We start from the raw sequence: 21,102 nt of genomic DNA, 5'->3' as shown, positions 1-21,102 counted from the left end.
ACTGCTAAAAATCCTCCTAAGATCCAAGCAAGTAAAACGATATTAGGATTTGGAACCTGATGAAGTATATATCCCGTTGTGATAAAAATCCCCGGTCCTACCATGGAACTAAACATAAGTGATATAGAATCGAATAAATTGAGGGATCTCTTGAGCTGCGTCATTTTCTGACAGCATGATAGTTCCTTCACTATGAACAAGGATTTTTCCTTTTAAGATTTTTTTAAATTTAGGAAGGCTCCCGATAGTATTGAATTGTCTAGGCATCTTATCTATATAAACCCATAAGAACTTTCATGTTTTGATCACTTTTAAACGGTTTTTTAGATAATTTTTAGTGTTTTTTAAAATCTATTTTTTTCAAAAAAACTCTACGTTTTGTTTTAAAATCCAAAAGGAAAACTCAAGAACTATATAATAAAGTACCTATTGAATAGTTTACACTTTAATCATGTAAATTCAGAGTAAGAAAACCGGGGCAAATCCGGAGTTACCGGACCACGCTCTTTAGCTCTGGTTAATCAATTACATGCAAGAAACTTAATTCGATATTTAACTTTAAGTTACAGTTTAGAACGCGATCCGTAGAGAGCCTAACCAACCCCACAAATTGAATAGGATTTTAGAATCAGAATTGAACTAAAGCAAAACGCTTTCCTGAACTCAGCATCTCACTCCCCATGGGTCGTTCGACAGGTCGCGTTGTGGGATCAAAAACGCACATTACTCAAGTGTTCCGACAGATCTATATTAAAATTTAAATACTTGTGGGTTGGTTATGGTAGAGAGAGTTCTGCTTTAGTTTCAATCACTTTCGCATTGAATTTATCGAACTTACCTAAAACGGCACGGTACTCAATTTGATAGAGATGTAGTAAAACAAAGAGTGAACTTTTTAATTTTTTAGATCACTTACAAAAGAAACATGAAAACGGATTTTATAAAAAAGATCCACAATATCAATTGAATTTATTTTATTAATCTTTGTCATGATTTAGAAATTTTAAGTTTGTATAAAATACGAAAAACTTTATCTCTAACGGCTTTGGAAGTTATTATCAAAAGAGTTGTTGAAAAATTAATTCTTGATCTGTTTGTATTGGATTGAATGGACAATTGAAGCAATTTTACGAATCTTCACTATGGAATTTTTCAACAACTCTAAATATTCTTTCAAGTCGAGTAAAAGACGATTTTTATTACTCAGATGTATGAAAATAATATTCTAAGTCTGTTTCAAAACTTAAAATGTGGGATCTTACACAAAAAAGTCAACGATTTCAAGTTAGATATAATTTTTTGAGAATTTCCGAGTCTTTCTAAAACCGCATATTCAATTTCGGTATTATTTTCATACGCTCGAGTAGTAAAGGCTAAGTGAAATCTTAAAATAAATGTCACACATTCGATCTCAGCATTAGCCGTTTAATCAACATAGTCGCATAAACTCCTGAAGGAAGTCGAAAGGATATTTTAACTTTTCTTTTTCCGGGATGTTGATCGTCTTCTTCAAAATCGCCAATTTGAAAATCATTCGGAAGTATCCTCATTTTCCGTTCAAAAGAATTCATTTTGACAATTGGAAAAGGAGAACTATCCAGAACCGATTCGGCCAACCCGTTCCGATTCAATATCTTCTTTAAAATATATATTTCTTTTTTAGAATATTCTAATTTATAAATTCCTGGATTACCTGGAACCATAAGATTTTTGGAAAATGGAACGGATTGAATAGAAGATTCTCCCGGAAAAAACAAAGGGCCAGTTTTTGTTTTAATCCAGACTCCAGCAGAATCTTCGAAAGTGAAAAGTTCGGATACAAATTCGTTCCAAATCAAAGACTGAAACGAAGAAATCAACATCAACAATTCTTCTTCCGGAAATCGAAGAATCAAATCGGAGTATGTTTTTTGTGTGGGATTTTTTTCCCTCTTTAAATTGGAGAAAATATTTTTTTCCAATTTGCTTTTAGACAATTTTTCACACTGAGACCAATTTCCCCAAAGGTCATAAAGAATTTTTTTTCTGTCTCGAGCTTGTTTTTTTTCTCCAGGGAAAGGATCTGTCAGAATCAATTTTAAACAAGTTTCTGCGTCTCCTTTAAAAAACGGTAGAATAGGAAGTCGGAACTCCGGATGAAAACGACTAAATCGTTGTGAATCGTAATAGTTGATAAAACCGTTTTTACCAATTTTTTCGAAATTGTTTTGAATCAATTCAATTTCTCTTTCGAGTAAATTTCTCAGAACAAGGCGGAATCGATTGCCAACATTCAATTCCGTGCTTAAGGATTTTTTACTAAAACCGACTTTATCCAATTGAATTACATTTGTAAGTTCTTTAGGAACCCTCAAAGGTTTTTGACAACTTATGTATTGAGAAGTGGAAGCGTGACGATCCTTTTTTCCTGCATAACCGATTTCAAAAATAGAAACTTTAGACTCCTTAGAAATTCTTAAAAGAGCGTCTAACGTATTCCAACCAGATTTTTGAAGTCTAAAGATCGTCCATTTTCCAGTTTTTTGGATCAAGTCCGGAGGAAGAATCTCCTCTACTTGAAAATCTTCTGGTATTTGTTTTAAATCATAGACTAAAAAACCGCTGTATGGCTGCACAAGTTCCAAAACATAGAAACTACAAATAGAAACAATCTTGAATTGAAAAATTCCTTGACTGTAAAAATAGTTTGAAATTAAATAGTTTAAATTTAAAGTATTTATGGGAACACACTACAAAGGAAATAGTCGCGAAAAAGCGGTTTTGAACGCGTTTATCAAACTCAGTCGGTGTTCCGACTCGATTCGTCAATTGGAAGAAAAGGTATTCTCAAAATACGGATTGACCACGGGTCAGTTCGGTTGTTTAGAAACTTTACTTCATTTAGGTCCAATGTGCCAAAAAGAAATCGGACAAAAACTATTTTCCTGCGAAGGCAATATTACTCAGATCGTTGATAATCTCGAAAAAAGAAGATTAGTGCAAAGAGTTAGAAGCGAAGAAGACAGACGTTATATCATCATTCATCTGACTTCCGAAGGAAAAAAACTCATTCAGAAAGCGTTTCCTGATTTATTGAACTCTTTAGTTCATAAGTTCGGAAATTTATCGGAAAACCAACTTTTGGACTTAGGAGATTTCTGTAAGGAAATCGGATTGAAAACGATATGAATCTCTTATTTACCCAAAGAAAAAATATTAAAACTAATACATTGATTTTAGAAATAAATTCTAGTATTTTTATAGAAACGAATCCTAATACCTTAAATCAAAATAATTTAATATTAGAATATAACTTTCACAATCAAGTAGCTTCTTTTTTTAACGGAAAATCCAGAAAAGTTTCCAAATCAGAAATTAAAATCGTAAATCCTTTTTGTTTAATACGCAGTATACGACTTTATCCTTCCGAAACACAATTTATAGAAAATGTTTCGACAAGTTTATTTCCGGAAAATTCCATCTCCCCGAAATGCTTGAAAACGCTTACACTATCAAAAAATCATTTCTAATTGAAAAATGGATTCTCAATACTTTGAATTTCAATTATTTATCATCAAAGAAACTACGAACTTGGAATCATTTAGGAGGAAATCAAATGCTTCAAAAATTTTTTAAGACGGATTCAGACTTAGGTTCTTTAATCCTTAGATTAGTTGCAGGAATCGTAATGTTTCCACACGGTGCGCAAAAACTACTAGGTTGGTTTGGGGGTCACGGATTTTCGGGAACCATGGGATTTTTTACAGGACAAGGATTTCCTGCGCCGATCGCATTTTTAGTTATTATCGGAGAATTTCTCGGAGCGCTTGGGCTTATCTTTGGCTTTCTGACAAGATTGTCCGCTTTTGGAATTGGAATCATCATGATCGGAGCGACTCTGATCCATTTACCAAACGGTTTTTTTATGAACTGGTTTGGAAATCAACAGGGAGAAGGATATGAGTTTCATCTTCTTTTTGTTGCAATTTCCTTGGCGCTTTTGGTCAAAGGTGGTGGAAAAGCTTCCGTGGATTCTCTGATCGAAGAAAAACTAAACTAAAAGTTGATCCTTATAAAATTGAGTATTACGAATTTTAATCATAATACTCTGTTTCAATACAAAATATTGGAAACTCTCTGATATAGTTCTGAATAAAAACCTTCTACCCGCTCTCGAAAGATTAGATACCATACTACATTTTTTTCGAGAGCGGCAAAACGAACTCTTTTCGAAAATTCGCAAGTTTTGAAAAAACATTATAATTACTATATATTCCATAATAATTATATAATCGAGTTTTTGAAAATTAATTCTCCATCTATTTCTGTTTCATGAAAATGACCGATTGAAACAGTTTTGTTAATCTGAACTATCGAATCTTTCAAGAACTCTAATAAAATGATTCCAATTTTTATTTTCAAACTACTGATCCCTATAAAACTGAATTCCCGTAGATGTTATGATAGAGAGTCTATTAACTCAAATTCTGTACAATCTAATGCAAAAGCGAGGAAGCTCAGCAGAACGCTCTCTCAAACTAAAACCGATTCGCCCTGATTTTATTACGCTGAATTCACAGTATTGATGTGTAGATGCGCCTCATACTTTTTAGTTGAAAGCTCATTTCAAAATACTTTATCTTTGTTTAAAATATCGAATTCTAAGATATTTTTGAAACAGTTTTTAGACTCATAACAACGTAGCAAATCTTGAATTTCTGTAGGTTTTAGTAAAATTCCTTTTTCTTTCAGGTTGATGAAATTACTAACGGATATTAGAATTGAAGAATGAATCCGATCGTTATTCACTCCGAATTAGAGTCAAAATTTTACGCCGAAATTGACGGGTTTCAATCCTATCTTTTTTATAGAGAAGAAGGTGATGGTTGGAATCTAATTTCTACTTACGTTCCTTCTGAACTCAGAGGCAAAGGCCTCGCGGCAGAACTCGTTCGAACCGCCTTAGACAAGGCCCGCTCCTTAAATAAAAAAATTATCCCGAGTTGCTCTTATGTGGTGACTTTTTTAAACAGAAATCCTACTTATAATGATTTAATCACAAAATGATTCATCATATCGCAATCGGTTCTCCGAATATAGAAACGCTTGAAAAATTTTACGAATCTCTTCCCGGTTTGAAAAAGATAAGGGTAAATAAAAATTCGGATGATTCTCTTCGATCGATTTGGTTCACTGCGGGTGATACGATTTTAATGTTAGAATTTGATCATTTTCCCAAAGGTCCAAAAGCTTTGATCTTTTCCGCATTCGATTTAATACCAGAAGATTTAAAAACTCTTCCCAAATGGATTCAAGAAACTGAATATACAAAATACTTTAAGGACCCGGACGGAAATCTTTTGGGTTATTCCTCTTATCCTAATCCTTGGCCTTTTTGATCTTATGTTTTGCAGCAGTTCCCATCATTTCGGGTTTTTCTGTAAAATCGTAATCTGGTATGAGTTCCCACATTTTGAGAATTTTTTCATGAAACACCCCGGATTTGCAGTAGTTCTTTCCCACAGAAACCGTCACCTTATAAATTTTTAAACATTCATTTTTTTTAATTCATATGAATTTGGTAGTTCCAATGTAAAAAAATTATTATCTCGTATCTCTAAAACTCGATCCATAAGTGAGCGTTTTGCTGAGTTTTTTATTCGCCCAGATTTTTTTAGGCCGAATTTATCTTATTTAAGACTTTGAGGTGAAGTTTTAAATCGAATTCAAAATACCACGTGCCGCTATATAAGAAGTGGTCCAAGCATTCTGAAAATTAAAACCGCCGGTAACTCCGTCCACGTCTAAAATCTCTCCTGCAAAAAAAATTCCTGGAACGATTTTACTTTCCATCGTTTTAAAGTTTACTTCTTTGCGACTCACTCCCCCACAGGTAACGAACTCATCCTTAAACTCTCCTTTTCCCGAAATTCTAAATCTTGCGTCGGTTAGTTCTTCGGTGATTACGTGCAGGTCCCTAGAAGACAACCCAGACCATTTTTTAGAAGAATCTATAAAATGAATTTCTAATATTCTTTCCCAATATCTCCTGGGAATACCTAGGATCGGAGTTTTAGAAATAAACTTGGACGGATGAAGATCTTTTTCTTTTTCGATCTTTTTTCGAACTTCATCCTTTTTCATTCCAGGAACAAAATTGATTTTTAAAGTTGTATCGTATTTTTTCTCGAAAAGTTCTCTTGCACCTTTTGCGGAAAGTTTTAAGACCGAAGGCCCGCTTACACCCCAGTGTGTAATCAACAAAGGACCTAGTTGTGAATAACCGAATTCAATTAAAGAACATTCCACATTCTCAAAAGCAAGTCCAAACAAATTTTCCAGACGAACATCCAAAATTTTAAAAGTAAACAAGGAAGGAACCGGCTCTACTACTGTATGTCCCAGTGCATTGAGCCAATTCCAAGCTTTTTTACCGGAACCGGTGGCAAATAGTATTTTATTAAATTCTAATGTTTCTCCCGTTTTAAGTTTGATTCGAAAGTCGGAATTCGATACGGAAGTCACCGAATGAATTTCCATGTCGGTCTTTAATTTTACCCCGTTTTTTTTAGCCTCTTGAAACAAAGTTTGTAGGATTGTTTCGGAAGAATCGGTAATCGGGAACATTCTTCCATCCGCTTCGGTTTTCAAAAATACATCACGTTCTTCGTACCATCGAATCGTATCCTTGGGTCCAAAAGTCTCAAAAGCCCAGCGTAGTTCTTTTTCCCCTCTAGGATAATTTTTACTCAGAGTTTCGGGATCGAGACAATGATGCGTAACGTTACATCTTCCCCCACCCGATATTTTTACCTTGGAAAGAAATTGTTTTCCTTTTTCTAAAAGAGTGACTTCGCAAGTTCCTTCGGAAGCGATTTGAATAGCCCCGAAAAAACCCGCTGCCCCGCCTCCGATCACCGCTATCTTTGGTCGTTCTTCCGACCTATAACTCATAACAAAAAAATATCCTTTTCATTTTTTACCGGATTTTATTTTAAGATGATCTCTATTTTAGAAACATTGTAGGTCTTAAATACAAAACTTATTTATCAGCAAACGAAAAAAATTCAACGTGAAAGTTCCTACATTTTCAAAGTTTCAAAATAAAATCCGATTCTTAGCAATTTGTTTCCACATTCATCGTAACTTCAAAATAAATATATTTTATCAAAATAAACCAGGACAATTTACCTTTCAATCCTATAAATAAAATATTAGATTCATATCAAAAACACTTTATCTTTACCTAAAATGCCGATTACTAAGATATTTTTGAGATGGTAGAACTACATAATAAAATGTGAGCAGGACGTAATAGATTCGTTTTATAAAAACTTGATCTTTCCATAAAAAATAAATGTTTTAATATTTGTAATGCGACTGAATCTGTGGGAACTCTCACAAATCGTGAATTTACAGTTAAACTTTGAAACTTGTGGGAACTACTATAAAATCTAAAAAGAATCTCTTCCAATCAGATTTTTCGATAAAATCACCGTTTTACGATCTTCATGAAACTTAAAAAACCTGTTTTTACAAAGGTCCGGCCTTAATCCGTTTTTTCAGACGAATAACTTTATTCCATTTACAGCCAAATATCTTTATTAAATCACTATTTATTATATTCAAATTTTATAAACCATGAATGATTCTTTTTATTTATCTATAGATAATAGAATTGTTGAAAAATGAATTCTCCATCTGTTTCTATTTTATACAAATCGGCAATTGAAGCAGTTTTGTTAATTGGCACTATGGAATTTTTCAACAACTCTAATTATTGTTTTTATGATCCATTTTCTATTTCTGTATCTCATCTATCTTATTCATCCTGATTTCGGTTTAACAGAAACACAGCAAGAACGGCAAAAGTTCCACCTATAGTCGTCGTAAAACTGGGACTTTCATTCAGAAAAATCCAACTACCCAAAAGAGCCGTAGCAGGAACTAAAAAGATAAACGAACTCGCAGCTCTAGAACCCAACTTAGAAGAAGCAAAAAAATAAACCGTAGTTCCAAAAGTTGTAGATATGACTGAAAGATAAAGGATATGAAACCAAAAATCAACTCCTGTATCCAATGCTTTTTCTAATCCGTACGGAAGTGCAATAAAAAAGTCCAATAAGGTTCCAATCGCAAAAACATAAAAACTATACAAAAGCGGAGAAATTTTTTGGCCCGCGCTATGACTGTTCATACTCAAAAAGGCCCAACTAAACGCACAAAGAAGAAAGAAAATATTACCAGAATTGAATAAAGAATTCAAATTGAACTCCCAAATCCTAAGAAGAATACAACCGCCTACCAGACCTATCAAAAGTCCTATCCCTTCTCGAATGGAAGGTAATTTCTTTTGTAAAGTATGAACAAATATATAAGTAAAGATTGGATTCATCGTGGTCACAAGAACACCTCCCGCTCCGGCAAGCCCATTCTTTAAACCTAAAAGAAAAAACTGATTGTAGGCTGTATAAAGTATTCCCCCGATGATAACTTGAAAACATACTTTGAAATTCGATAACCTAAAGGATTCCTTTCTATAAAGAACGATGGGAAGTAGTGAAACAGCGGTCGCCAAAAATCTCCAGAAGATGATCACATTTGGATGTTGAGCTCCTACGATAAGTTTAGCGGAAGGCCAAGCAAAACCCCAAGAGATCATTGCGATCACAAGAAAAAAATAAAATTTCGTACTAGTATTGTTAGAAAGCATGATGAACCGTTTTACCAATCTCGAAAATGGAAAATTAGATTCAATCTTTACTTGGTCTGAGTTTGATATAAGAACGTTTAAAAGAATTGTTCTAATTGTAAGAGTTCTTACATTTTCAAAGTTTCACCGTAAATTCACATCTGTAAGAGTTCCCACATTTACATCGCTGTGAATCATTTATAAATGGAAAAACGGATTGATCATTAAAAACCGAAGGAGTTCTTACATCCTAAAACCTTTCAAAATCTTAAGGTAGTAAAAAAAATTCAATAAAATCCAAAAATGAAAATTCTCAAATTAAATTTCCGTTTAGCTGAGTTCATCCAGATAAACCCTAAAAGAAACGACAAATTCTTAAATTCAAATCGTATTTTTAGAACGATTTCTATGTTCTCTCACGAGCTCCGGAAGTTTAGACATCGAAGAATGAATCCTATGCATTTCGATCGCAGGTTTTGCGGGAATCCCAAAATAAGCAACTTTCTCAACACTGTCTTCGCATAGAGCGGACATACCCATAAGAATAGAACCCTTTTTCATAGTGATTCCCTGTAAAACTGCTGCTTGACCGCCCATGATAACACCGTCTTCCAAAGTAACGGAACCCGCAAGAACGGTCCCACCAGCAATAAATACGTAATTCCCCACTTTACAATTGTGAGCGATGTGAACATGGTCATCAAATTTAGCATGATTTCCGACGGTTGTAGTTTCAATCGTTGCTCGATCTACAGTACAACACGCTCCCATTTCAACATAATCTCCGATGACTACATTTCCTATCTGAGGAATTTTATAACGTACTCCTTCTCGATCATAAAAACCAAACCCATCCGCACCGATCACCGTATTGGCATGAATGAGATTGAATTTTCCAAGAATACAACTATAACCCACAACAACCCCAGATTTTAAAACGGTACCTTCACCGATCTTCGCGCCGTTTTCAATGACAACGTTTGGATAAATAAAACAATTATCTCCAATTTCCGCATTTTCGTGAATCACAGCGAAATCCATAATCGTAACGTTCTTACCCAAACGGACATTTTTATGAATACTCGCCTTATCGGAAATAAAAGGAGGAGGAGCTTTCGGCTTCTTTTCAAAAAGAGAAAGCAACTCTATAAATTTAAGCCTTGCTTGTGATTCTAAAACCACTAAGGCTGAAGGAAACTCACCGGCCAAAGAAGGAATTGTAAGCGCTAACTGAACCTGCTTTACTTTCGGATTATTAATTAGGTGTTTTTTCGCTTCGATATAATAAATTCGATCGGATAGTATATCGGAATGATTTTCAATATCTCCGATTCCATTGACTTCTATTTCTCCATCACCCTTAAGTTCTACGCCCAATATTTCCGCTAAATTTTTGGCTTTCATCGGATCAAATTCTTATAATATAAAAAAGGAATTCAACTCGTTTTTTTCATTTTCTTCGTTTGCAATAAAAAGAATTCGAATTATAAAAGAATTAAAATTGTTTCAAAAGATCACAAAAAGGTTTTATAATCTGAAAGCTTTTAGTCTTTTTAAAACGGACACTGTTTGTTAACTTAACGTGTGTTTGACGTAAAAAATCTAAAAAGAGAATTTCTTACTCAAATAGCCAGATCCAAAAACGATCTTAAAACAAAATCCTGAGTTCTATGTAGGATTTTGTTTTATAAAACCTAATTTTTCTGTAAAAACGAAATGTGGGAACTACCACATATTCGAGTTTTAGAGTTCAATTCTAAAAATGCGGAAATTACGAAATACGAATATTTGAAAATCTGTAAGACCCGCTCATTTGTGGGAACTCTTACAAATTCGGATTTTTCAAATAAAACTTCAAAACTCTATAAAAGATGAAACTTGGACATTTATTTTTAACTAAGCAAACTACTTAACGTGAATTCCGCGTAAGAGATTCGCTTTATAAAAACCTGATTTTTTCATAAAAAATGTAGGCTTCTCGACTCGAATCACAAAAAATGAATATTTGAAAATCTGTAATGCGACTTAATCTGTGGGAACTCTTACAAATTGATATTTTAACGTACGATCGTAGAGAAATCTAGGATTCTGAAAAAGATTGGAATCTAAACTTTACATATCGATTCCAAAAATGTGGGAACTACCTCAAACGACGATTTTACGAACAAATTCTAAAATTCTAGGAACTCATACTTTTAGAAAATTCTTTCTAATTTTCTTACGCCCTTGCTCACTTTATTAAAAAAGCGGGGAGTTCCCACATTTTTAGGCTGATTTTTTTTCAAGTTTGAGAAACAAGATTCTTAAACTGACAATAGGAAGAATTCACAAAACGTCATTTTTTTTTGCGTTTGCGACTAGCCACTTTTAAAGTTTTCGATTTTTTCTCAGAACTGTCCTGTTTTTCGTCGAACTGAAAATAAAATTCGATTGATTTACCTAAAATTTTAAAAATTCTCCAGAATTCGATCACATCCAATCTTCGTTCCCCAGATTCGATTTTAGAAATATAAGACTGAGGTTCACCTAAACGTTTTGCAACTTCAAGTTGAGTCAGATTGGAATTCTTTCTGGCCGCGATTAAATTTTTACAAAAAATCTTCGCTTCTCGTGAATGTAAAGATTTAAACAAAACGTATTCATTTTAAATCCTGGAATCGAATATACCAAAATGGGATATTCTATTGATTTATGATCATCTTCACAAATTTGGTTTTTCTTTTAAATTTTCAATTTGATTATCAAATTTTTATATATTTCCTCTATTTCATGACATCTAAATTAAATTTTTATTTTATAGAAATTTTTCTAATTTAAAGTTTTATAAAATGAATCTCAACAAATCTAAATGATTAGCATTTTACAACTCGACTTAGAAACCTCGAAACACATCACCCATAAACGATAATCCTTCAGAAATTTCTAATCAAATGATGTATTTTCCACAGAAACCGTCACATGGTATGATTTACAGTTTTTACTGATCCGATAAAATTATTCAGAACTACATTATAAAAATCCAATCCAATAGTTTATACTTCAATTCTGTGAATTCAGAAAAAGAAAATCGAGGCAAATAAAAAGCTCAGGTGCAACAACTCCCTTGAGTGCCGATCTCTAGAGAGACATATGTTTGAATTTTCCGGGTCGTTCTGGAAACTCAATGCATCACGGGGCGCTTCTGCAGGTTTTAAAACAATAGAGTTGTTGAAAAATTCCATAGTGAAGATTCGTAAAATTGCTTCAATTGTCCATTCAATCCAATACAAACAGATCAAGAATTAATTTTTCAACAACTCTAATGGTTTTAAAGGATTCATCGTAAAATTTTTGGAGCCTTAACCGTTCCTACAAAAACCACCTCTTGTAGCAATTAATATTATTTTTTAATGATGTTAAAAACTATATTTCTAAGTTTTTATCTTTTTACTTTTTTTGCGTGAGCGGGTTGAAGGGCGCGAAGCGTTCTCGTAGAGAACGAGCGGGAATCCGCGAGCCCGTAAACACGCGACTCTGCGCTTTCCATAAAAAGATCCATTTTTTCAGTTTTTTTCGCAGAGGCACGCCCCACTTAAATCCAAAAAATAAAATCAAAATATATTAATATTCTAAAATATCCTATCAAAAAATAACACTCAAACTTTGTTTTTGTTTACTGACCTCTATAAATTTAAGTATCGTTAATTCTATCACAAAACACTGATTCTATGCAAAATATTATGTACTTTATTATTTAGTTATGAGTAATGTGAGTTCGACGCATTTTTCTGAAAAAAGTCGAAATCTAAACTTTACTGATTGATTCTTTTAATGTGGGAACTACCACAAACCACGATTTTAAGAATCAATTCTAAAATTGTAAAAATTCTCACAATTTTAAAAATAGAAGTTTATAACTATTACATCTGTCGCATTCAAGTGTGGGAACTACTGCAATAGAGTTGTTGGAGATTAACAAAACTGCTTCCATCGGCCATTTCCATAAAATAGAAAATTCATTTTTCAAACAACTCTAGGATTAATCTGTAAACGGTTGGATTATATATCTGAGTAAGAGAACGATAGAACAAGTTTTTATCTATCGTATCAATCGATTCTCATCTATAAACATCCGATTTTTATCTCTGACAATCGCAAGTATATCATCAATTGCGAATAGATCTCTAGTTCCACGTTTCATGGTAAAAGGCGCTTCGTACAACAATCCTAAAAATTCGATCGGTATCTGTTTAGAAAATAGTATTTCGTCCTGCCTGATTTTTCGGATCACGTTGAGTCTGACCTTTTTCCATCCTTCATAATTGAGATGAGTAATTAGTATTTTCTTAACTTCTAATGTTGAATCTCTGAGCAAAACGTAAAGTGATGCTCCCGATCCGGAAGAATAGATATGAAATTGAAATTCTTGCACAAATCCTTTTGTTTTCCAAGTTTGCTCCCATAATATTTCAAAAGATTGATTTTTCTCCGCTGGAACTTCCAAAAGTAGACTTTTAGTCGAATTTCTTTCCGGACTGAGCATTAATGTAGAGATTCTGATTTCAGGTAGATATTCTTTCGATAATCTTGTTTTGAGATTTTTAGAATTCCATTCTTTCGTTTCGAAATCTTCTACGACGATCTGCTTCCAAATTTCCGCCGAAGGTCTGTCTTGAGATTTCAATGGAAAGGAAATTAGAATGAAAAATAGTATTACAAGGAAAAGGTGATCTTTCCTTTCGGTAAATGAAATCGATGAGGAGGTTTTTTTTTTCATAGAATCAGTTGACAGCCTCTTCCAAAGGTTTCCACTATCCGAATATCGTCAAAAAACTAATTACCAATTCACAGGAGTGTAAAATGAAGGGTTCTACTCTCGTAAGACTCGCAATTGCTTTATTCATGTTTGTTAACGTAGCGCTTTTTGCCCAGGAAGATCTGGATGAAGGCTCTACCCCTCAGGCAAATACTCAAGGACAATCCGGGAGTTCCACTCCTGCAAAAACTTTCCAAAATTCTGGAACTACTCAGGGAGAAGAAGTTAAAAAAGCGGATCTTTACGTGAACTCAAAAAGTTCTTTTGAAATTTCCGCCCAAGACGACTCCAGCACGGTCGATTATATCGAATATAAAATCGGCGAAATGGACTACGCAAAATATACTTCTCCTATCACGATTCTAAAAGAAGGCGTTAACCGACTTACTTATAGAGCCGTAGATAAAGCCGGAAACAAAGAACCTGCTAAAGCGCTCGTTGTCGTCGTGGACAACACCGCTCCGACTGTAAAAATCGTTCCAAGTGAAATTCTTTACAATTTGGACGGCTACAACTTCGGTTCTAAAAACGTAACCTATACGATCTCCGCAATCGACGCTCTTTCCGGTGTTAAAGAAATTAAATATTCCATCAACGGTGGAGACATGAGATCCTATGATAACCAGCCTATTAAATTAGAAAAGGCTGGAGTAAATCTGATTAAATATTCCGCTGTGGATAATTCTGGAAACTCTTCTTCCGAGGCAATTCTTGTAGTAACCTTGGATGACGTAAAACCGGAAGTCGAAATCCAAGGAAACACTCCTTTGGTAATCATCGATGGAAAAACATATTCCAGAAAAGGAAACTCATTTGCAATCAAAGCGGTAGACGGACAATCCGGAATTAAAAGAATTCTAATTAAATTGGATAAAAATTCAGATTTCGTTCCTTATGCAGAACCAATCACAATCGATGCTCAAGGCGAACATACGATCGAAGCCAAAGCGATTGACAACGTAGGAAACGAAAGTGAAACCAAAAAGGTCAGCTTTTCAGTAGATGTAAATCCACCTACAACACAAATTCGTAAAGTGGAAGCCGGATCGAATGGAAGCAAGCCTGCAGAATCTGCCGCTCCAGCACCGGCTCCTGCAGCTAAACCTACCACTACTCAACCTACAAAAAAATAAGAGTTTAAAAAAATCTAAACTGTTTTAAAAACCCGGAAAATTCCGGGTTTTTTTATTCCTTCTAAGAACTTTAGAGAACCGTAATTTATATGGAACTCTATAAACTCTTAAATTTTTTTTTACCGGTCAGTTGTGAATTTTGCGGAAGATACGATTACTTTTCTTCTAAAATAGGTGTCTGTAAACTCTGTCATAGAAAACATTCCAACTTTTCGACTTCTTTACAAACTTTATGCAAAATTTGTAAAGAAGTACAAACTTCAAAAGAATGTTTCTATTGCAATTCCAGAAACGTATTTTTTGAAGAACTAAAATTCTTACAAAACAGAACCCCTTTTTTAGCCAAGGTAATCAATTGTATCAAATTACGATCTGTTTATGCTCTTTCCATTTATCTCAGTTTAGGTTTAAAAAAAGAGTTAAAGTCTTGGAAGAATCTGAACTTTTCAGGAATTCTACTTATGCCTTCCACAAAAACCAAATGGTATTCAAACAATCAACAAAGGCCTTTCGAGTCCTGCGATTTCGCTTTAAAAAGACTTCAGAATATTCTTCCGTTTCCTTTGATAAACCCGATCGAAAAGATAAGCGACCAAAAACAAGCAGGCAAAAGTCTAACGGATCGTTTTATACACGCAAGACTTGCTTTTAAAATCAAAAAGGAATATAAAGGAAAGTTAAGAGGAAATTACCTTTTGATCGACGATGTGTTTACTACAGGTGCTTCCGCAAACGAGTTAGCGAGAATCCTAATTCAAAACGGAGCCGATTCTGTTCGAATTTTAACCTTGATTCGAACAGAAGGAATAGAATCTGAAATTGAAAAAGACATTACAAATGTTTAGCTATTTATAACCTGACTGAAATCGTTTATGGAAATACGCAAAATCATTCATGTGGATATGGATGCATTTTATGCCTCCGTAGAACAAAGGGATTTTCCAGAATACAGAGGTAAAGCTCTGATTGTAGGCGGTCCTCCTAACAGTAGGTCAGTTGTTTCGGCTGCTCCGTACGAAGCTCGCAAGTTCGGAGTTCGTTCCGCGATGCCTTGTTCCAAAGCGGCACAACTTGCTCCTGATGCAATTTTTGTCCTTCCCCGATTTGAAGTATATAAAGAAGTCTCCAAACAGATTCGAGAGATTTTTTTAGAATATACGGATCTTGTAGAAATGCTTTCCTTAGACGAAGGTTATTTAGACGTTACATTCAATAAAAAGAATATTCCATTTGCAGTAACTATTGCAAAAGAAATCCGTGCGGAAATTTTTAAACGTACCGAACTTACAGCTTCCGCTGGTGTAAGTAATTCTAAATTTATTTCTAAACTTGCATCCGAAAAAAACAAACCAAACGGACTCACAGTCGTTCTTCCGGACGACGTAATTTCTTTTATCGATCCGTTACCAGTAAGTAGTTTTCACGGTGTGGGAAAAGTCACGTCGCGGAAAATGAAAGAATTAGGAATTTATACCGGAAAAGATCTAAGAACAAAAAACATAGAAGAACTTGTTCAACATTTTGGCAAAATGGGAATTTACTATTATAAAATTTCGAGAGGTGAGGATGAACGAATGGTGGAATCCTCTCGGGAAAGAAAATCTCTCGGAGCAGAAAACACCTTTGATCAAGATAAATTAGATTATAATGATTTACTAAAACAACTAAAAGACGTCTCCGTCAAAGTAGAAAGAAGGTTGGAAAAAAAAGACTTTGCCGGAAAAACCCTCACCCTAAAAATTAAATTTTACGGTTTTAGTCTAAAAACCAGATCTAAAACCTTATCCGAACCTATTTTCAAAGCGAACGAACTTTATTCCACTGCAGCTGAACTTTTTGAGGAATTTTTTGAAACTAAATACGGGAAAAAATCGGCGATCAAGGCGATTCGACTTCTTGGAATTAGTCTTTCTCATCCAAATTCTGAGAACGAAGAACCTAATTTATTTTTAAATTTATAATATTCAAAAAGTAAAAACCCTCAAACCTTCACTTCAGTTCTTATAGAAACTAACGTGAATTCAGAGTAAAAAAAATGAGAAAGAATTTATAAAAGTAAAAGTACGAGCTCATACATTTTTAGAATTTGTTCTTAAAATCGTGATTTGTGGTAGTTCCCACATTTTAGGAATCGATTTGTAAAATTCAAATTTCAGCTCCAAAAAAATAAATCATGATCGAATTCACGTAAAATTAATACAAAAGCTTGACTTGTTTAATTTCTTCAAATCGAATTCATGATAGCCAATTTTATCTTTAGAGTTGTTAAAAAATTAATTCTCCATCCATTTCTATTTCATGGAAACGGTCGATTCAAGCAGTTTTGTTAATTGAACTATGTAATTTCTCAACAATTCTTTTTTTTATTAAGAAGAGTAAAACATTCTATATCTAGAAACTTTTATAACTCAAGATTTTATAGTCAAATTTTGGAATTGTGAGAACTACTACTTTTATAAAAAGTTTGTTTGTAAAACAACTGTAGGAACTACTATAAATTACTGATTTCAAAAATAAATTCCCTAAAATGAACTGTCTCAAAACCTTAGAATGAATCATTTGAATCTTCAATCAAATGTGGTAGTTTCTACAGAAACCGTCGTATTATATGATTTACGGTTTTTAGTATTCTTTGTTATTCTAATTTCTGTATGAGCTCCCACATTTTTGTAAAACGAAGTATCTCGCTTTTACAGTCGTTCCAGAAACTAAAAGCAAAATACTCTTTACGCGGATCGCATTCAACTCAATAAAACGTTCTCTACCGATCATTTGGATCTCTCGAGAAACTAAAGCCGTCATTCTCCTATGATCGGCTCGACAAATTTTGAGACAGTTCATTAGAAAAATATCAAACTGGAATAGATTCCAAATCCTTCTCTTTTATAGACACTTCTTGAGCTTCTCTATAGGTCATCCATTTACCAGTATCCGAATCGATCACCTTACAAAGTGAAGTCGACTTTAAATAATCTCCTAAAATCGTATCCCTTTCCAAAACGTAATCTCCATAGACAGCCTTAATCTCATTTAAAGCGCGCTTTAAATTGTAAAATGGAATTTTCATATGAACGTGATGAGGCATGTGAATGAAAATATTATGGAAGAAAAAATTCATAATAGGATTGATATGGTAGTTGACGGTTCCTTTCATTTGTCCATAAAACGGAGTCCATTCTTCTTTCGTTTTCCAAGGGATTTCCGAATGAATATGATGTACGTAAACCGTAATTCCCATAAAATAATTCCAAGCAATAAAAGGTATCAAACAAACCTTTGTGAACATCCACAAACCGGCTCCAATATCAAAAACTCCGGAAATGGATGAAGCTCCAAAATAAAAAACCAAACCTGATGAAATAAACGCGAAAGAAAGTATAATTAACTTATCTCTTTTAGCCTCTTTCAAAGGAGCGGTAAATAAAACCATTCCCTTAAACCAAATTTCTATCATATAATAAAAACCGCCGCCCCAAATGGACCAAAAAAATCGATGCATTATTTTTTTGAATATTCCAAATTTTGAATATTCTTCTTTCGCAGTGGGATGCCATACGAAGTCGGCTTGTCTTTTGATCGTATGACCATGATGAATTCTATTATGGCCGTAACCCCATTGATTATATGCGTGTAATGAGGGAAGCATTGCAAGTTGTCCGATCCAGTATTGAAGGAACTTACTTTTGAACAATGCCTCGTGAGCGCAATCGTGTCCCACTACAAATAAAGCCGAAATGGTCATCCCTGCAAAAAACCATAAAAATGGAAGAACATACCAATCATCCACGTTCCAAAGTAAAACCGTCACTATGACGAAAAAAAATAGATCTCTTAAAAAATAGCCAACCCCCTTATAAACTGGATTTGCAAAAGTCTCGTCAGAAAGAATTTCCCGAACCGAACCTAAAGTTTCTTTTGGTGAATGATTTGTTTTATTTTTCACTTTCATTTTTTCTCCTTAACGAACATCGTTCATTTATATAATTAACAATGTTCGTTAAAATCGAAACTTTTGGCAAGAAAAATGATTGTTTCAAGTTGAAAATTGAGTGGTAGCTCCCACAGATTATGTCGTATTTAACGTAAGTTCGACGCAAAGGACCATAATTTTGAAAAAGTTAGAATCTGAACTTTATAGATCGGTTCCTACAAATGTAGGAACTCTCACAATTTAAAAAATAGAAGTTTATAACTGTCGTATTCAAGTGTGGGAACTACTGCAAATCACGATTTTACGAACAATTCTTAAATTGTAGGAACTCACACTTTTAGAAAGAATTTCTCTTACCTCAAACTGATTCAATAGAAACCAGTAATCTTTCATATATTTAGCCTGTGGTAGTTCCTACACTAGTTTGATATACAAAATATTCCAATTTCCTAAAATGTAGGAACTCTCACAAAACTTAGAAACGATTGTTTCTAATCAGTTTAATCAATCCTCGCAAGTGTCTTTCTTTAACGAGTTAAATTATTTGATGATAAAAATGCGAAAAAATATTTAACGTAAATAACGCGAAAGGATCGATGCGAGAGGAACTTTAGCAGAACGATTTATGACGATCGATCCAAGAGACACCGAAAACTCAGTAAATCATTACCTCAGTTTCAGAAAATATCAGTAAGAAAAACGTTTCAGTTCGTTCCATTCTGAATCGGTAATTTGGTAAAGAATATGCTCGGATAATCTATGTTTGGCGGGAAGATTTGGATGATAAAATAACCTGACTTTTTTAAGTCCTATCTTTTTCATCACGGATTCAGAACGAGTATTTAAAACAGAAGTAAAAGAAACGATCTTTGAAAACTCAAACTGCTCAAATCCGTAATTCAGACGGACAAAGGCTGCCTCCGTCGCATGTCCTCGATTCCAAAAGAAGAATTCAATCTCCATCCGATTTCAACTGCAGTAGTAAACAAAGCCGTAAAAGAAACGTTTAAAAAACCGGTATAACCGACCCATTCTTTTGTATTTTTTATTTCCAAAACCCATATCCAAATTCCTCAAAATGAATTTTCATCTTTGCAACGAACCTTTCGGAATCCTCTTTCGTTAATAGAGTTGTTGAAAAATTCCATAGTGAAAATTCGTAAAATTGCTTCAATTGTCCATTCAATCCAATACAAACAGATCAAGAATTAATTTTTCAACAACTCTAATAAAACAGGATAATATTCACAACCAGATCGGAACTCATCCGATAAAACGGTTCCAAATATTTGCTTTCCCATTCCCTTAAAATCAATTTTTCAGTTTCCAAAACCATTTTTTTATCCGTCAAAATTGTAAGCCTTCCATTTTATTTTGAGATAAAAATGAAATCGACTTTCTAGAAAAATTTCACCCGATACGTTTCGGAAATAATCCTCTCAAAACAAATCCTGAAATTCTTTTTAGAAACGTCGTTAAAATAAATTTAATATTGCCAAGGAAAATTCTGTCGATATTATGGATAAAGAATTATAGTTATCCACTCGATTTTCTAACTTCCGAACGTAGTCCTATCTTAAAGTTTGCTCTTCTTTTCAAGTTCTGCATCTCTAAAATTTTTCTACTTCCTTCTCCAGGAAACGCTGTTTTAAAATCAAGATAACTTGATTTTATTTATAATTACATGAGGTAAACATGTCGGTTAATATTTATGTAGGAAATCTTTCTTACGATTTGAATGAAGGAACATTAGGCGATCTTTTTAGAGCTCACGGAACCGTGAACTCGGTAAAGATCGTCATGGATCAGTATTCCGGAAAATCCAAAGGATTCGGTTTTGTTGAAATGCCCAATAAAGAAGAAGCTGATAAAGCGATCAAAGATCTAGACGGAAAAAATGTTCTTACTCGCAATTTGAAAGTAAACGTTGCAAAACCAAAAAACGAAAGATTTTAATTTTAGATCTGTTCCATAAACTTATGGTTTTTTAATATTTCAGTTCATTTCCCTGAATCATTTTTTAGGTTTCTGAACCAAATACTTAAAATCTTTCGTTCCTTTGAATAAAACCGCTGAAAAGAAAATTGTCTTTTGCGGTTTTCTTTTTTCTCGATCACCTCTATAAAATCTATAGAGAATCACCGTCCAATCAAATTTTTGCACAAAATCGTCGTTTCGCGGTCATCCCGTTTTATATCTCGTATTGAATTTTTTTGTATCCAAAAGCTAAAAAGTTTTAGTAGTTCCCACAGATTAAGTCATATTACGGGCTTAAATATCCATTTTTTGTGATCTAAAATTGTAAGAGTTCATTTTTTCAGGTAAAACAAAACTTTAGGAAACAGATTCCTTACGCCCTGCTCACGGTACTTAAATCAGTTTTGCGAATCTTCACTATGAAATTTTTCAACAACTCTATTAATGACAAAAGAATGGAAAAATTGTTCATAAAGTTTCTACCTTTACAAATGATTTTAAAATAAAAATTTTATAATAATTGAATATTCAAATCTACCTAAACCTAAATTTGTAAAAACGGTAGATTCGACTCGTAAAATCCCTTTTACCAAAA

23 protein-coding genes (1 of these 23 only partly in view) are annotated in these 21,102 nt (G+C 33.7%); 11 read left to right on the top strand and 12 right to left on the bottom strand.

Annotation, left to right across the window (positions count from 1 at the left end; all coding sequences use genetic code 11):
• Together LEP1GSC049_RS213295 and truD are read right to left on the bottom strand one after the other, a co-directional pair.
• A protein-coding gene (locus LEP1GSC049_RS213295) for an APC family permease (RefSeq protein WP_016560980.1) crosses the window boundary here: on the bottom strand, positions 1-116 show its 5' portion. It extends 1,285 nt beyond the left edge of the window; 116 of the gene's 1,401 nt are visible here — the first part of the coding sequence; the start codon lies at positions 114-116; the stop codon falls past the left edge of the window.
• Positions 117-1,397: 1,281 nt separating this feature from the next.
• The gene (truD, locus tag LEP1GSC049_RS213300; RefSeq protein ID WP_025186059.1) at positions 1,398-2,624 is read right to left on the bottom strand and encodes a tRNA pseudouridine(13) synthase TruD; all 1,227 of its coding nucleotides are present in this window, start codon (positions 2,622-2,624) and stop codon (positions 1,398-1,400) included.
• A gap of 94 nt (positions 2,625-2,718) precedes the next feature.
• Here truD and LEP1GSC049_RS213305 point away from each other — a divergent pair, with 94 nt between their 5' ends.
• From LEP1GSC049_RS213305 to LEP1GSC049_RS213325, 5 genes are all read left to right on the top strand, one after another.
• On the top strand, positions 2,719-3,168 hold the full coding sequence (locus LEP1GSC049_RS213305) for a MarR family winged helix-turn-helix transcriptional regulator (RefSeq protein WP_004755536.1): 450 nt from the start codon (positions 2,719-2,721) through the stop codon (positions 3,166-3,168).
• Positions 3,165-3,509 carry a hypothetical protein gene (locus LEP1GSC049_RS213310; protein ID WP_004760298.1) on the top strand — a complete coding sequence of 115 codons (345 nt, stop codon included), beginning with the start codon at positions 3,165-3,167 and terminating at the stop codon, positions 3,507-3,509. The genes LEP1GSC049_RS213305 and LEP1GSC049_RS213310 overlap by 4 nt, the downstream gene beginning before the upstream one ends.
• 86 nt (positions 3,510-3,595) lie before the next feature.
• Entirely contained in the window at positions 3,596-4,039 is a 444-nt protein-coding gene (locus tag LEP1GSC049_RS213315) for a DoxX family protein (protein WP_004755532.1), read from the top strand.
• A gap of 728 nt (positions 4,040-4,767) precedes the next feature.
• On the top strand, positions 4,768-5,046 hold the full coding sequence (locus LEP1GSC049_RS213320; RefSeq protein WP_004756575.1) for a GNAT family N-acetyltransferase: 279 nt from the start codon (positions 4,768-4,770) through the stop codon (positions 5,044-5,046).
• A complete protein-coding gene (locus LEP1GSC049_RS213325; RefSeq protein ID WP_004755529.1) occupies positions 5,043-5,378 on the top strand; it encodes a VOC family protein in 336 nt (111 codons plus the stop codon). Before LEP1GSC049_RS213320 ends, LEP1GSC049_RS213325 begins: the two co-directional genes overlap by 4 nt.
• On the opposite strand, the gene LEP1GSC049_RS2000000227960 is transcribed toward LEP1GSC049_RS213325, so the two are convergent.
• From LEP1GSC049_RS2000000227960 to lpxD, 4 genes are all read right to left on the bottom strand, one after another.
• Positions 5,359-5,502 carry a hypothetical protein gene (locus LEP1GSC049_RS2000000227960; protein WP_004763815.1) on the bottom strand — a complete coding sequence of 48 codons (144 nt, stop codon included), beginning with the start codon at positions 5,500-5,502 and terminating at the stop codon, positions 5,359-5,361. The two genes, LEP1GSC049_RS213325 and LEP1GSC049_RS2000000227960, sit on opposite strands and share 20 nt — an antisense overlap.
• Positions 5,503-5,694: 192 nt before the next feature.
• Complete coding sequence (locus LEP1GSC049_RS213330) at positions 5,695-6,933, bottom strand: BaiN/RdsA family NAD(P)/FAD-dependent oxidoreductase (protein WP_016560960.1); 1,239 nt, start codon at positions 6,931-6,933, stop codon at positions 5,695-5,697.
• Between the two features lie 868 nt (positions 6,934-7,801).
• Positions 7,802-8,692, bottom strand: coding sequence for a DMT family transporter (locus tag LEP1GSC049_RS213335; protein ID WP_004755541.1), 891 nt, complete (start codon positions 8,690-8,692; stop codon positions 7,802-7,804).
• A 360-nt stretch (positions 8,693-9,052) separates the two neighbouring features.
• Entirely contained in the window at positions 9,053-10,075 is a 1,023-nt protein-coding gene (gene lpxD / locus LEP1GSC049_RS213340; protein WP_016560972.1) for a UDP-3-O-(3-hydroxymyristoyl)glucosamine N-acyltransferase, read from the bottom strand.
• Between lpxD and LEP1GSC049_RS213345 the strand changes: the two genes are divergently transcribed.
• Positions 10,065-10,247 carry a hypothetical protein gene (locus LEP1GSC049_RS213345; RefSeq protein WP_004755542.1) on the top strand — a complete coding sequence of 61 codons (183 nt, stop codon included), beginning with the start codon at positions 10,065-10,067 and terminating at the stop codon, positions 10,245-10,247. The genes lpxD and LEP1GSC049_RS213345 overlap by 11 nt on opposite strands.
• 759 nt (positions 10,248-11,006) lie before the next feature.
• Here LEP1GSC049_RS213345 and LEP1GSC049_RS213350 read toward each other — a convergent pair.
• Complete coding sequence (locus tag LEP1GSC049_RS213350) at positions 11,007-11,303, bottom strand: helix-turn-helix domain-containing protein (protein ID WP_004755527.1); 297 nt, start codon at positions 11,301-11,303, stop codon at positions 11,007-11,009.
• A 1,446-nt stretch (positions 11,304-12,749) separates the two neighbouring features.
• Positions 12,750-13,427 carry a flagellar filament outer layer protein FlaA gene (locus LEP1GSC049_RS213355; protein WP_025186058.1) on the bottom strand — a complete coding sequence of 226 codons (678 nt, stop codon included), beginning with the start codon at positions 13,425-13,427 and terminating at the stop codon, positions 12,750-12,752.
• A gap of 83 nt (positions 13,428-13,510) precedes the next feature.
• On the opposite strand from LEP1GSC049_RS213355, the gene ompL47 reads away from it, so the two are divergent.
• The 3 genes from ompL47 to dinB all read left to right on the top strand — a co-directional run bounded on the left by ompL47 (position 13,511) and on the right by dinB (position 16,560).
• Entirely contained in the window at positions 13,511-14,599 is a 1,089-nt protein-coding gene (ompL47, locus tag LEP1GSC049_RS213360; RefSeq protein WP_016560997.1) for a multi-beta-barrel domain surface protein OmpL47, read from the top strand.
• 89 nt (positions 14,600-14,688) lie between these two features.
• The gene (locus tag LEP1GSC049_RS213365) at positions 14,689-15,444 is read left to right on the top strand and encodes a ComF family protein (protein WP_004755528.1); all 756 of its coding nucleotides are present in this window, start codon (positions 14,689-14,691) and stop codon (positions 15,442-15,444) included.
• Positions 15,445-15,471: 27 nt separating this feature from the next.
• Complete coding sequence (gene dinB / locus LEP1GSC049_RS213370; protein ID WP_016560902.1) at positions 15,472-16,560, top strand: DNA polymerase IV; 1,089 nt, start codon at positions 15,472-15,474, stop codon at positions 16,558-16,560.
• A gap of 890 nt (positions 16,561-17,450) precedes the next feature.
• On the opposite strand, the gene LEP1GSC049_RS213375 is transcribed toward dinB, so the two are convergent.
• From LEP1GSC049_RS213375 to LEP1GSC049_RS2000000229105, 4 genes are all read right to left on the bottom strand, one after another.
• Positions 17,451-18,548 (bottom strand): fatty acid desaturase, encoded by a 1,098-nt coding sequence (locus LEP1GSC049_RS213375; protein ID WP_016560952.1) that lies wholly within the window; start codon positions 18,546-18,548, stop codon positions 17,451-17,453.
• A 669-nt stretch (positions 18,549-19,217) separates the two neighbouring features.
• Positions 19,218-19,493 carry a GNAT family N-acetyltransferase gene (locus LEP1GSC049_RS2000000229115; protein WP_016750087.1) on the bottom strand — a complete coding sequence of 92 codons (276 nt, stop codon included), beginning with the start codon at positions 19,491-19,493 and terminating at the stop codon, positions 19,218-19,220.
• Complete coding sequence (locus tag LEP1GSC049_RS2000000229110; protein ID WP_004752804.1) at positions 19,430-19,585, bottom strand: hypothetical protein; 156 nt, start codon at positions 19,583-19,585, stop codon at positions 19,430-19,432. Before LEP1GSC049_RS2000000229110 ends, LEP1GSC049_RS2000000229115 begins: the two co-directional genes overlap by 64 nt.
• A 170-nt stretch (positions 19,586-19,755) precedes the next feature.
• Positions 19,756-19,881: a hypothetical protein gene (locus LEP1GSC049_RS2000000229105; RefSeq protein ID WP_004752807.1), complete on the bottom strand. Its 126-nt coding sequence runs from the start codon at positions 19,879-19,881 to the stop codon at positions 19,756-19,758.
• A 66-nt stretch (positions 19,882-19,947) separates the two neighbouring features.
• Here LEP1GSC049_RS2000000229105 and LEP1GSC049_RS0206355 point away from each other — a divergent pair, with 66 nt between their 5' ends.
• On the top strand, positions 19,948-20,193 hold the full coding sequence (locus LEP1GSC049_RS0206355; protein ID WP_029745164.1) for a hypothetical protein: 246 nt from the start codon (positions 19,948-19,950) through the stop codon (positions 20,191-20,193).
• Positions 20,194-20,225: 32 nt separating this feature from the next.
• Positions 20,226-20,486, top strand: a complete 261-nt coding sequence (locus LEP1GSC049_RS213380) for an RNA recognition motif domain-containing protein (protein ID WP_004752809.1) — start codon at positions 20,226-20,228, stop codon at positions 20,484-20,486.
• Positions 20,487-21,102: the final 616 nt, after the last annotated feature.

Source organism: Leptospira kirschneri serovar Cynopteri str. 3522 CT (assembly GCF_000243695.2).
Lineage (GTDB): Bacteria > Spirochaetota > Leptospiria > Leptospirales > Leptospiraceae > Leptospira > Leptospira kirschneri.
The sequence above is the reverse complement of the archived record's forward strand: the minus strand, read 5'-3'. Positions and strand labels throughout refer to the sequence as shown.

What these genes read in the sequence shown, in the direction of transcription:
- LEP1GSC049_RS213305 (WP_004755536.1), top strand. Translation starts at nt 2,719, where the DNA reads ATGGGAACACACTACAAAGGAAATAGTCGCGAAAAAGCGGTTTTGAAC.
- LEP1GSC049_RS213310 (WP_004760298.1), top strand. Translation starts at nt 3,165, where the DNA reads ATGAATCTCTTATTTACCCAAAGAAAAAATATTAAAACTAATACATTG.
- LEP1GSC049_RS213315 (WP_004755532.1), top strand. Translation starts at nt 3,596, where the DNA reads ATGCTTCAAAAATTTTTTAAGACGGATTCAGACTTAGGTTCTTTAATC.
- LEP1GSC049_RS213320 (WP_004756575.1), top strand. Translation starts at nt 4,768, where the DNA reads ATGAATCCGATCGTTATTCACTCCGAATTAGAGTCAAAATTTTACGCC.
- LEP1GSC049_RS213325 (WP_004755529.1), top strand. Translation starts at nt 5,043, where the DNA reads ATGATTCATCATATCGCAATCGGTTCTCCGAATATAGAAACGCTTGAA.
- LEP1GSC049_RS213330 (WP_016560960.1), bottom strand. Translation starts at nt 6,933, where the DNA reads ATGAGTTATAGGTCGGAAGAACGACCAAAGATAGCGGTGATCGGAGGC.
- LEP1GSC049_RS213335 (WP_004755541.1), bottom strand. Translation starts at nt 8,692, where the DNA reads ATGCTTTCTAACAATACTAGTACGAAATTTTATTTTTTTCTTGTGATC.
- lpxD (WP_016560972.1), bottom strand. Translation starts at nt 10,075, where the DNA reads ATGAAAGCCAAAAATTTAGCGGAAATATTGGGCGTAGAACTTAAGGGT.
- LEP1GSC049_RS213355 (WP_025186058.1), bottom strand. Translation starts at nt 13,427, where the DNA reads ATGAAAAAAAAAACCTCCTCATCGATTTCATTTACCGAAAGGAAAGAT.
- ompL47 (WP_016560997.1), top strand. Translation starts at nt 13,511, where the DNA reads ATGAAGGGTTCTACTCTCGTAAGACTCGCAATTGCTTTATTCATGTTT.
- LEP1GSC049_RS213365 (WP_004755528.1), top strand. Translation starts at nt 14,689, where the DNA reads ATGGAACTCTATAAACTCTTAAATTTTTTTTTACCGGTCAGTTGTGAA.
- dinB (WP_016560902.1), top strand. Translation starts at nt 15,472, where the DNA reads ATGGAAATACGCAAAATCATTCATGTGGATATGGATGCATTTTATGCC.
- LEP1GSC049_RS213375 (WP_016560952.1), bottom strand. Translation starts at nt 18,548, where the DNA reads ATGAAAGTGAAAAATAAAACAAATCATTCACCAAAAGAAACTTTAGGT.
- LEP1GSC049_RS2000000229115 (WP_016750087.1), bottom strand. Translation starts at nt 19,493, where the DNA reads ATGGAGATTGAATTCTTCTTTTGGAATCGAGGACATGCGACGGAGGCA.
- LEP1GSC049_RS213380 (WP_004752809.1), top strand. Translation starts at nt 20,226, where the DNA reads ATGTCGGTTAATATTTATGTAGGAAATCTTTCTTACGATTTGAATGAA.